At 36.3% G+C, this 10,372-nt stretch carries 10 protein-coding genes and 4 tRNA genes; 6 read left to right on the top strand and 8 right to left on the bottom strand.

The window, feature by feature from the left end:
- Nucleotides 1-251: 251 nt before the first annotated feature.
- The 5 genes from C6H25_RS08405 to C6H25_RS08385 form a co-directional block, all read right to left on the bottom strand.
- Nucleotides 252-1,733 carry a Na+/H+ antiporter NhaC family protein gene (locus C6H25_RS08405; RefSeq protein WP_104748968.1) on the bottom strand — a complete coding sequence of 494 codons (1,482 nt, stop codon included), beginning with the start codon at nt 1,731-1,733 and terminating at the stop codon, nt 252-254.
- 150 nt (nt 1,734-1,883) lie between these two features.
- Nucleotides 1,884-1,971 (bottom strand) — tRNA-Ser (locus C6H25_RS08400).
- Nucleotides 1,972-2,003: 32 nt separating this feature from the next.
- Nucleotides 2,004-2,078: transfer RNA gene (locus tag C6H25_RS08395), tRNA-Cys, on the bottom strand.
- Between the two features lie 52 nt (nt 2,079-2,130).
- Nucleotides 2,131-2,217: transfer RNA gene (locus C6H25_RS08390), tRNA-Leu, on the bottom strand.
- 46 nt (nt 2,218-2,263) lie between these two features.
- Nucleotides 2,264-2,338 (bottom strand) — tRNA-Gly (locus C6H25_RS08385).
- A gap of 313 nt (nt 2,339-2,651) precedes the next feature.
- On the opposite strand from C6H25_RS08385, the gene C6H25_RS08380 reads away from it, so the two are divergent.
- The 6 genes from C6H25_RS08380 (at nt 2,652) to C6H25_RS08355 (ending at nt 8,394) form a co-directional block, all read left to right on the top strand.
- Nucleotides 2,652-3,029, top strand: a complete 378-nt coding sequence (locus tag C6H25_RS08380) for a RidA family protein (protein WP_104748967.1) — start codon at nt 2,652-2,654, stop codon at nt 3,027-3,029.
- A gap of 36 nt (nt 3,030-3,065) precedes the next feature.
- A complete protein-coding gene (locus tag C6H25_RS08375) occupies nt 3,066-4,298 on the top strand; it encodes an NAD(P)/FAD-dependent oxidoreductase (RefSeq protein ID WP_104748966.1) in 1,233 nt (410 codons plus the stop codon).
- Nucleotides 4,299-4,350: 52 nt separating this feature from the next.
- A complete protein-coding gene (locus C6H25_RS08370; RefSeq protein ID WP_104748965.1) occupies nt 4,351-5,703 on the top strand; it encodes an alanine/glycine:cation symporter family protein in 1,353 nt (450 codons plus the stop codon).
- A 7-nt stretch (nt 5,704-5,710) separates the two neighbouring features.
- Nucleotides 5,711-6,853 (top strand): alanine racemase, encoded by a 1,143-nt coding sequence (gene alr, locus C6H25_RS08365; protein WP_104748964.1) that lies wholly within the window; start codon nt 5,711-5,713, stop codon nt 6,851-6,853.
- Between the two features lie 85 nt (nt 6,854-6,938).
- Nucleotides 6,939-7,709 carry a transporter substrate-binding domain-containing protein gene (locus tag C6H25_RS08360; protein WP_104748963.1) on the top strand — a complete coding sequence of 257 codons (771 nt, stop codon included), beginning with the start codon at nt 6,939-6,941 and terminating at the stop codon, nt 7,707-7,709.
- Nucleotides 7,693-8,394, top strand: coding sequence for an amino acid ABC transporter permease (locus tag C6H25_RS08355; RefSeq protein ID WP_104748969.1), 702 nt, complete (start codon nt 7,693-7,695; stop codon nt 8,392-8,394). The genes C6H25_RS08360 and C6H25_RS08355 overlap by 17 nt, the downstream gene beginning before the upstream one ends.
- A gap of 254 nt (nt 8,395-8,648) precedes the next feature.
- On the opposite strand, the gene C6H25_RS08350 is transcribed toward C6H25_RS08355, so the two are convergent.
- The 3 genes from C6H25_RS08350 to C6H25_RS09000 form a co-directional block, all read right to left on the bottom strand.
- Nucleotides 8,649-9,449 (bottom strand): tetratricopeptide repeat protein, encoded by an 801-nt coding sequence (locus C6H25_RS08350; protein ID WP_104748962.1) that lies wholly within the window; start codon nt 9,447-9,449, stop codon nt 8,649-8,651.
- 85 nt (nt 9,450-9,534) lie between these two features.
- Nucleotides 9,535-10,125 carry a tetratricopeptide repeat protein gene (locus tag C6H25_RS08345; RefSeq protein ID WP_104748961.1) on the bottom strand — a complete coding sequence of 197 codons (591 nt, stop codon included), beginning with the start codon at nt 10,123-10,125 and terminating at the stop codon, nt 9,535-9,537.
- A 6-nt stretch (nt 10,126-10,131) separates the two neighbouring features.
- Complete coding sequence (locus C6H25_RS09000) at nt 10,132-10,257, bottom strand: hypothetical protein (protein ID WP_267891817.1); 126 nt, start codon at nt 10,255-10,257, stop codon at nt 10,132-10,134.
- Nucleotides 10,258-10,372: the final 115 nt, after the last annotated feature.

The following is a 10,372-nucleotide window of genomic DNA, read 5'->3' as shown; positions in this document are numbered from 1 at the left end:
ATTATGTAGGGTATTTGTGGGGGTTTTAGGGGTTAAATGGTTAAAAAGATGTTAAAAACTTAAATCTATATTTTAGAGATGGTGTGTAGTGGGGGTTAATCCATTAAGGAAGTTAGAGAGCTAAAAACAACAATAAAAACTAAAAACATACATTGAGTTTTTTAAAAACCATTTTAAGTTTTTAAGCATAAGAACATTAATTACTGATTAAAATCTTAGAAAAGCTCAAAATTTTAATTTTGAGCTAGTAATTATTTTTGGCTATAAACCACCCTAAAACCATAAAACACTCCTACAAGCAAAGCTAAACCCACTATAAGAGCGAGCGTGTTAGAATGCGTGAAACTTGCAACCATTAAACTCGCCATGCTACAAAGCATAGTGATAGTTGCATAAGGAAGTTGCGTGATAAAATGGCTTTGCACAGAACATCCAGCTCCAGTAGCTGATAGAATGGTCGTATCAGAAATGGGGCTTGTATGGTCTCCATAAACCGCCCCAGAAAGAATGGCTGAGACAATCAAAATAATGTCGCTTTCAGTCGCCATGCTTGCTCCAATAGGTAGCATGATAGCAAACGCCCCCCAGCTTGTGCCAGTAGAAAATGCTATAAATCCAGAGATTAAAAAAAAGATTAAGGGCATATACACACTCCCCCCACTATTTAAAAACTCCTTGCTTATTTGAGCTAGATAAAGTCCTGTTTGAGCATCATCTCTAATCACAGGTCCAATAGCCCAAGCAAGCGTTAAAACTAATATGGCTGAACTCATACTCTTAAAGCCTTCAATAATAATTCTAAAAAAACTCCCTTTTTCTAAAAACCTGTAAGCCAAAAGATAAGTGATGATGAGCGAAAATAACCCCCCATAAAAAAGCGAAAAACTCGCATCGGTATTTTTCAAAATATGTCCGGTATAAAAAATCAACGATGAAATGGATACAATTAATAAGAAAATAGAAATGGGTAATAAGCTTAAGGGGGCAAGTTTTGTAGAGCTTTCTTCTTGCTCGTTATAAAAATCCTTAACCCCTACATTTTGATACTTTTTCATACTAGGGAGATTGATTTGCCATAAAATAGTGAGAAATACTGCAATAAGCACAAAAATCGCATAATAATTACTACTCAAACTTTGAATTAGCACTGAAAAACTATCTTCTAATAAAGGCGATTTATCATTATTCATAATCCCCATAATATAAGCCCCCCAGCTTGAAATTGGCACTAACAAACACACCGGTGCTGAAGTGGAGTCTATAATGTAGGCTAATCGCTCTCGTGTAGAGTTATGAGCGTCATTCAAAGACTTTGAAATTTGTCCCACGGTTAGGGCGTTAAAATAATCATCAACAAAGATAATGATGCCTGAAAAAAAAGCGATAAATTCAGGAGTTTTAGCGCTTTTAGAATATTTTTTAGCTTTTTTGACGAAGTTTTGAACACTACCAGATTTAAAAATAACTTGGCTTAAAATTCCTAAAAAGATTAAAAACCCAAAAACATAAAGATTAGAAAGATTAAAACTAAGTCCCTTAATAGGCTCATAGACATAAAAAACTGAAGTAATTTTGCGATAAGTATAATCTATTATACTTAAAAAATCTAAAGAATACAATAAGAAAGCACTTGTTAAAATCCCTACAAATAAGGAGAGAGCCACTCGCTTAGTCAGCACCACCATCATAATCACACTGACTGGAACAATAAGACTCAAGGCTGATAATCCCACAGACAAAATCCTTTAAAAAAAGTCAAATTTCAATTAAAAGAGACAATAAATATCTAAGTCATGCCTACCACAACATGAGCATAAACATTCTTATCATAAAACGAGGGAATGAATTTGCAAAAACAAATTGCCTAAAGGATTTTAGTCAAGTGGCCGGGAGAGAGGGATTCGAACCCCCGGAGGTATTACCCTCAACGGTTTTCAAGACCGCCGCTTTCAACCACTCAGCCATCTCCCGCTATTTTCTCACAAAAAGCCCCAAATTATTTATGGAGGCGACACCCGGATTTGAACCGGGGAATCAAGGTTTTGCAGACCCATGCCTTACCACTTGGCTATGTCGCCTTCTCCAAAACAATCTCTTAAAATAACATCAACAAAATATAAAATATCATCGTGGTGCCCAAAGCCGGACTTGAACCGGCACGGTATTGCTACCGAGGGATTTTAAGTCCCTTGTGTCTACCAATTCCACCACCTGGGCAAATCTAATAGAAACTTGCATAAGAGTAATATTAAAATACAAAGTATGGAGCGGGAAACGGGGATCGAACCCGCGGCCCCGACCTTGGCAAGGTCGTGCTCTACCACTGAGCTATTCCCGCACCTAATTTCAAAAAATACAAACGCTATTCTATCTAAAAGAAAATCAAAAATCAAGGTTTTATAAAAATAATTTGATTTAATCTTTTAAAAAACAATTTTGAAACTCTTTTGTTTCTATAAAAATAAAGCTAGATTTTATCTTTTTGTCTAACTTTTCTTATTCCATCCAAGATTGAGTAAAAATTTTACAACTTCAAGCAATCCAACTTCTTTTGCGAAAAATTATTGGCATTGTTTTCCTTTTTTTACCTTGATTAAACGATAATAAGCACTATAATTAACATTTCAAATATTCAAGGAGTTTTAATAACCATGAAACAAGTCATTCATTCAAATTTAGCCCCAAAAGCTATAGGTCCTTATTCTCAAGCTATCGCTACTAATAATCTTGTATTTGTCTCTGGGCAATTAGGCATTGATGCAAGCACCGGCGAATTTAAAGGCACAGATATTCACGCTCAAACCACGCAATCTATGGAAAATATCAAAGCGATTTTAAAAGAGGCTGGTCTAGGCATGGAAAGTGTGGTTAAAACCACCATTTTATTGAAAAGCTTAGATGATTTTGCTGTTGTAAATGAAATCTATGGGAGTTATTTTAAAGAACCCTATCCAGCTAGAGCGACCTTTCAAGTGGCTAAACTTCCTAAAGATGCTCTAGTAGAAATTGAAGCTATTGCTATCAAATAATACTAATTTTTAAAAAGCGCAAAAAAGGGATTAAGCATGCAAAAAGATGTAATCATAATAGGTGGTGGGATTATAGGGCTTTCTTGTGCGTATTCTATGCATAAGCTTGGGCGTAAGGTTTGCGTGATTGAAAAAGGCGATGGCACTAACTGCACTTCTTTTGGAAATGCGGGCTTAGTTTCGCCATTTAAAGAGGCTCCGCTTGCAAGCCCCGGTGTCGTATGTGATACCATAAAGCTTATGCTAAAAAATCAAGCCCCCTTAAAATTCCACTTTGGGCTTAATCCTAAGCTTTTTAAATGGATTTTTAAATTCATACAGAGTGCTAATGTAAAATCTAGGCATCGCACCATGGCATTGTTTGAACGCTATGGGTGGCGTAGCGTAGAGATGTATCATCAAATGCTAGAAGATGGCATGGATTTTTGGTATAAAGAAGATGGGCTTTTAATGATTTATACCTTGCAAGAAAATTTTGAAAAAAAGATTAAAACTTGCGATGATAGCGGATCTTATAAAATTCTTAATACCAAAGAAACCAAGGAATACATGCCTATTGCTAATGACAATATCTGTGGGAGCGTGCTTTTAACTGAGAATGCCCATGTAGATCCGGGCGAAGTCATGCTCTCTTTACAAAAATATCTCAAAGAAGTGGGCGTAGAGTTTCTTTATAATGAGGAAGTGATAGACTTTGAATTTAAAAATAATCAAGTAGATAGCGTCATTACTAATAAAAATAGACTCCAAGCAGAAACGATTATCCTATCTACCGGAGCTAACCCAGAAACTATCAAAAAAACTAAAAACGACTTTTTGATGATGGGGGCTAAAGGCTATAGCATTACCTTTAAAATGCCAGAAGAATTAAAGCCTAAAACTTCTTCTTTATTTGCAGATATTTTTATGGCAATGACTCCACGAAGAGACACCGTGAGAATCACTTCCAAACTAGAGCTTAATACAAATAGCATGCTCATTGACAGAGAGCAGATAGAAAACATGAAAAGAAACCTTGCTACCTTTACACAGCCTTTTGAAATGCAAGACCCTATAGAGTGGTGTGGGTTTAGACCCCTAACTCCTAATGATATTCCTTATTTAGGGTTTGACAAACAATACAAGAATTTAATCCATGCTACAGGACTTGGATGGCTTGGCATTACCTTTGGACCAGCTATTGGCAAGATGATTGCAGATTTAAGCGTTGATGGTGCGAATGAAAAGAATGCTGATATTATGCTCTTTTCAGCATTTTTTAGGGATTAACCTCTCTAAAGTTTTTCATTTCTAAAACTAATTCCTTATAAGGAGTTTATTTATGGAAACCATTGATTCAGTCGTCCGCACGCTGTCTAATCTTGTTTGGGGAATCCCTATGCAAGTCCTATTGGTGGGCACAGGCTTATTTTTAACTTTCTATCTTAAAGGTTTGCAATTTAGAAAGATTCTTTATGCGATTAAAATCCTTTTTGACAAAGAGTCTCAATCTAAAGGCGATATTTCACAATTTTCAGCTCTCATGCTCTCTTTAGGAGCAACGGTAGGCATCGGAAGTATCGTAGGTGTAGCGACTGCTATTAGCATTGCAGGGCCTGGAGCGGTGTTTTGGATGTGGGTTACAGGTTTAGTTGGCATGGCGACTAAGTATGCTGAGAGTATTTTAGCGGTGAAATACAGAGAAGAAGGGGCGTTTGGATACAAGGGGGGGCCTATGTATTACATCAAAAATGGGCTTAATATGCCTAAACTTGCTATGGCATTTGCGATTTTTACCATTATTGCAAGCATTGGCACAGGTAACATGACACAATCTAATGCGGTCTCTTCCATTCTAAGTGAACAGATTTCTTTGCCTACTTGGATTTCTGGTCTATTACTCACTTTTTTAACCGCTTTTATTGTCATCGGCGGGATTAAATCCATTGGTAAATTCACTTCTTATTTGGCCCCTGTTATGGTGCTTTTATACTTGCTTACTATTCTTTATATTATTTTTAGGCATTTTGATTTAGCTATTCAAGCTGTGAAACTCATTTTTGAAGAGGCGTTCAATCCAAAGCCTGTAGTGGGCGGAGCCACAGGAGCGTTAGTAGCCACCATGATAAAAACAGGCGTAGCTAGAGGGCTATATTCTAATGAAGCAGGGTTAGGAAGTTCTGCTATTATTGCAGCAAGCGCTCAAACCCACCACCCCGTTCGTCAAGCCCTAGTTTCAATGCTTCAAACCTTTATTGTAACTTTAGTGGTGTGTTCTGCAACAGCGACCGTGATTTTAATGGCACCAGAATGGAATACTTTACTCCCTAATGGCGAGAAATTGAGTGCAAATCTTTTAACCCTAAAAAGCACAGAGTATTTTCTAGGCTCATTAGGAGCGGTTGTGATTTTTACGACCATGATATTTTTTGCTTACTCCACCATTATCGGCTGGGCTTATTATGGGGAAAAATGCGCTGAATACGCCTTTGGGGAAAAAAAGATTAAATATTATCGCTTAGTCTTTTTAGCAAGCGTTATGGTAGGTGCTTTAGCTAAAATTGATTTTGTATGGAATTTAGCAGACCTTTCTAATGGACTTATGGCTATCCCTAATTTAATTGCTTTAATCTTGTTGCATAAAGTGGTTTATTCTGAAACGCGCTGGTATTTTAGCAAACACCATAATAAGTGAGATAAGCATGTTACACAGAGCGAGTTTTGTAGAAGTTAATACAGCTAGTCTAAGGCATAATTTCAACCTTGTCAAAACAACCATTCCTAAAGACGCTCACATTATGGCAGTAGTTAAAGCAAACGCCTATGGAGCTGGGGCAATAAAGACAAGTGAGATTTTTTTACAAGAAGGGGCAAATTATTTAGGGGTAGCCACCTTAGATGAAGCCCTAGAATTACGCTCGCATTTTTCTAAAACCCCCATTTTAATTTTGGGTTATAGTCCTAGTTGTAACGCTCAAATTTTAATAGATAATGACTTGAGTGCAACGATTTTTAGTCTTAAGCAAGCAGAGTATTTTTCCCAAACAGCCCTTAAAGCTAAAAAACGCTTAAAAGCACATCTTAAAATTGATACCGGAATGCATCGCTTAGGCCTAGAACCCACTTTTAAAAGCATAGAAATCATAGAAAAAATATGTGCTTTAAAGGGCTTAGAAGTAGAAGGCATATTCACCCATTTAAGCAACGCTGATTCTAAGATTAAAACCCATGCTAAAAACCAGATGAAAGCCTTTAACGCCTTTTTAGAGCAACTTTTGGATAAAAAAATAGACTTTAAATACCGCCACGCCTACAATTCAGCCGGCATTCTTTCTTTGTGTAATGGTAGTGAAAATTCTTTGTTAAACCTCTATCGCCCAGGAATTATGCTCTATGGTTTCTATCCATCTAGAGAAGTGCAAATCGCCTCTCAAACACAAGGCAGATTTTTACATAATGTTATCAGCCTAAAAGCTAAAATCGTTCAAATTAAAAGCGTTAAAAAGGGCGAGTTTGTAGGCTATGGCGAGCATTTTTATACTGATGAAGAGACTTTAGTAGGCACTTTAGCCTTAGGTTATGCGGACGGATTAGCACGCACTTTAGGCAATCGCATTCAAGTAGCTATCAATAATCAATTAGCCCCCCTTATTGGTAAAGTGTGTATGGACCAGTGTTTTATTAAACTCAATAATATTCAAGCCAAAGAAGGCGATGAAGTTATTTTATTTGGAGATAAAAGCACTAAGGCTAGTGATGCAAACGACATAGCCATGCTTTTAGAGACCATTTCTTATGAAGTCATTAGCACCTTATCTAAACGCTTGGAGCGTGTGTATCTTTGAAACTTAATATCTTTTAAGAATAAAGCTTATAAAGGCTTACTTTGTGTTAAAATGTTTAGAAATAAAAAAATAAGGTTAACACAAAATGAAAAAAATTTCATGCTTACTATTTATAATCAGTCTTTTTTTAATCCCTCTGAGTGCGTCTAGTCTGTATGAACGCCTTTTAAACAAAGAGACCATAAGCGTTGCGACTGAAGGCACTTACCCCCCTTTCACTTATCACAATAAAGAGGGCAAGCTTACCGGCTATGATGTAGAAGTAACTAGAGCCTTAGCCAAAGAACTTGGCGTGAAATTGAAATTCCACGAAACTTCATGGGATAGCATGCTTTTAGGTTTAAAGGCAGGACGATTTGATATGGTTGCTAATCAAGTGAGTTTAAACACTAAAAAACGCCAAGCGACCTTTGATGAGGCTTTAGCTTATAGCTATTCAAGCACGATTATGGTTGTGCGAAAAGATGAAGAGCGTATCAAAGACATTGATGATATTAAGGGGCTAAAAGTTGCCAATGCTTTAAGCTCTGTCTATGGAGAATTAGCTCTCAAATACCATGCTAAGGTTATTTCCATAGACTCTATGGGACAAGCTCTATTATTGGTGCAACAAAAGCGAGCTGACTTGACCTTAAATAACTCTCTAGCTGTTTTAGACTATCTCAACAGCCACAAAAACAGCCCCCTTAAAATCGCATGGGAGTCTAAAGACAAGCAACGAGCCTCTTTGGTCATTAACAAACACCAAGAAAAAGCCCTAGAGCTTATCAATAATGCTATGCAAAAATTGATAGATAAGGGAGTATTAAAACGCTTGGGCGAGCAGTTTTTTGGAAAAGATGTCAGTAATAAGTAGCTTGAATTTAAGCCAAGAGCGCTTGGAGTTATTGCTAGAGGCCTTTTACCCCATGCTAAAGGCCTCTTTTTGTATCTCTATGCCCTTAGCACTTGTTTCATTTGTCTTAGGCATCGTTATTGCAACTTTTGTAGCCCTAGCTAAGCTTTCGCCAGCAAAAAGCTTAGCTAAACGCCTTCTACTCGCTTTTTTGGGTTTTTATGTTTCATTGATACGAGGCACGCCCATGCTAGTGCAGATTGTTGTGGTGTTTTATGGTTTGCCCGCTCTTGGGGTTTATATAGACCCCATTCCAGCAGGCATTATCGCCTTTTCACTCAATGTGGGGGCATACGCCTCAGAGACTTTAAGGGCGAGTTTTCTTTCTGTCTCTAAAGACCAATGGGAAGTGAGCTTTAGCTTGGGCTTGAGCTATTTACAGACTTTTTGGCATGTGATTTTATTGCAAGCGCTTAAGGTTGCCACCCCACCTTTAGGCAATTCATTTATCAGCTTGTTTAAAGACACTTCATTAGCATCTGTAGTTACAGTTACAGAAATCTTTAGAGTTGCACAACAAAAAGCCAACACTAGCTATGACTTCTTGCCTATCTATCTAGAGGCGGCACTCATTTATTGGCTCTTTTGCTTGGTTCTTTCTTATATTCAAAACCTACTAGAGAGAAAATTTTCTAGAATGGTTTAGGTTAGTATTTTAAACCTAATCAATAGATTCAAGAAATGTGTAAAAAATATAAAATACAAACGACAAAAAGATCACTAAAATACAGTTGCATGGATTTCAAAAATTCTTATAAAGAATCAAAATTCACCATAATCCATTAACGGCACTAATCAGAATATTTATTTGATTTTTCCTGCTATCAAAAAGTCCACAAAGTGGGGTAAATTTCGTATCAACAATATCTTTTGCCATAATTTACCATTCTCCTTTTGCAACTAAAATTTCATTATTCTATTCATATAAGTTTCCATGCGACCCAAAAACGCCATAGCGTTCGAATCGTTACAATCTATTGCTTTTCTTAAATATTCTAAACTTTTTGCCTCATCCTGTATTACGCCCAAACCCTTACCATACATCATACTAAGCATAAAGAAACTTTCTTCATGTCCCAAATCTGCAGATTTTTGATAGCACTCAAAAGCTTTAAAATAATTCTTCTCTGTCCCTCTTCCATAAAAATAAAATGTAGCTAAATTGAATAACGCCATTGAATCACCAAGTTCTGCTCCCTTATAAAAATACCCAAAAGCCTTTTTATCATCTTGTTTTACTCCAAGACCATTTTCATACATATATCCTACACTATTATAAGCTTGCTTATCCCTAAGTCTTAAATCTTTATCGCCAAGCTCACAAGATTTTATAAAACATTCAAAAGCCTTTTTATCATCTTGTTTAACCCCTCTACCACACAAATACATTGTTCCCATACTACAATAAGCCATAGGGTCTTTGAGCTCTATGGCCTGATGATATAATGCAAAGGCTTTTTGATAATCTTTTTCAGTATCTATCCCAACCATATATCTTGTAGCAAAAGATAACAACTCTTCTATATTGCTAAGCTCTGCACCTCTCTTATAATACTCAAAAGCTTTTTGCTCATCTTTTTCAACTCCTATTGCTTGATTGTGCATTGCCCCTAATATGTAGCCCGCATCGCTATTGCCAAATTCTAAAGCTTGATTAAAATTAGCATAAGCATCTCCAAAATTTTTTGTGCTCAATTCCATAAAACCTAAATGGTGATATGCAAATGCTACAACATCCTTTTCAAACTGAGTGGTCGCTTGTTTTAAAAAAACATTCTCTCGCCTTTTACTTACTCTTTTTACAACCCTTACCCTCACGATACATCTCACCCAACATAAAATAAGCCATTTTATCTCCAAGCTTAACTGCTTTCGAAAAATATTCAAAGGCCTTTTTAAAATTCTGCTTTATGCCTATGCCCTTAAAATAAGCGCAACCCACATCATAATGTGCGATAGCATTGCCTAAATCAGCAGATTTTTTATAATGCTCAAAAGCCTTTTTTAAATCTTTCTCAACATACTGCCCATGAACATACATATTTCCTAGACTATGATGTGAAATGGCATTGCCTAACTCAGCAGCCTTAGAATAATACTCAAACGCTTTTTGAAAATTTTGTTCTGTTCCTCTTCCTTCAAAATACATATCTGCCAAACTTCCGTATAAGCTCGTGTCTCCAAGCTCTATAGCTTTTAAAGAATATTTAAAGCATTTTTCACTATTTTGCTCTATATTTTCACGACCATCTCTAAATATATTTGCCAAAACAATACAACTCTCAATATCACCACACTCTGTTGCTGCTTCAAAACATTCTATAGTTTTATTATGATTTTGTTCCACACCCAAACCTCGCATATACAATGTCCCCAAGTCATACTAAGAGTCAATGTCTCCTAGCGATGCGACTTTAGAATAATATTGAAACGCTTTTTCATATCTCCCATTATTACACATTTGATAAGCAATATTACCATATTCACTTGCACTTAGATTATTTTTCATTTTGCACTCCTTCTATAAATGATTTCTAGAATCAAGTATAACAAGTTTTCTTACACAATTAAATATATAGATTAAAAGGCAAGCAACTAATACACAACAAAACGAACATCAAAAA

It is taken from the genome of Helicobacter cetorum, from assembly GCF_900198405.1.
Taxonomy (GTDB): Bacteria; Campylobacterota; Campylobacteria; order Campylobacterales; family Helicobacteraceae; genus Helicobacter; species Helicobacter cetorum_C.
The sequence above is the reverse complement of the archived record's forward strand: the minus strand, read 5'-3'. Positions and strand labels throughout refer to the sequence as shown.

Excerpts from the sequence above, each read along its gene's own strand:
- C6H25_RS08380 (WP_104748967.1), top strand. The coding sequence starts at position 2,652 with ATGAAACAAGTCATTCATTCAAATTTAGCCCCAAAAGCTATAGGTCCT.
- C6H25_RS08375 (WP_104748966.1), top strand. The coding sequence starts at position 3,066 with ATGCAAAAAGATGTAATCATAATAGGTGGTGGGATTATAGGGCTTTCT.
- C6H25_RS08370 (WP_104748965.1), top strand. The coding sequence starts at position 4,351 with ATGGAAACCATTGATTCAGTCGTCCGCACGCTGTCTAATCTTGTTTGG.
- alr (WP_104748964.1), top strand. The coding sequence starts at position 5,711 with ATGTTACACAGAGCGAGTTTTGTAGAAGTTAATACAGCTAGTCTAAGG.
- C6H25_RS08360 (WP_104748963.1), top strand. The coding sequence starts at position 6,939 with ATGAAAAAAATTTCATGCTTACTATTTATAATCAGTCTTTTTTTAATC.
- C6H25_RS08355 (WP_104748969.1), top strand. The coding sequence starts at position 7,693 with ATGTCAGTAATAAGTAGCTTGAATTTAAGCCAAGAGCGCTTGGAGTTA.
- C6H25_RS08350 (WP_104748962.1), bottom strand. The coding sequence starts at position 9,449 with ATGGAATTGAGCACAAAAAATTTTGGAGATGCTTATGCTAATTTTAAT.
- C6H25_RS09000 (WP_267891817.1), bottom strand. The coding sequence starts at position 10,257 with ATGAAAAATAATCTAAGTGCAAGTGAATATGGTAATATTGCTTATCAA.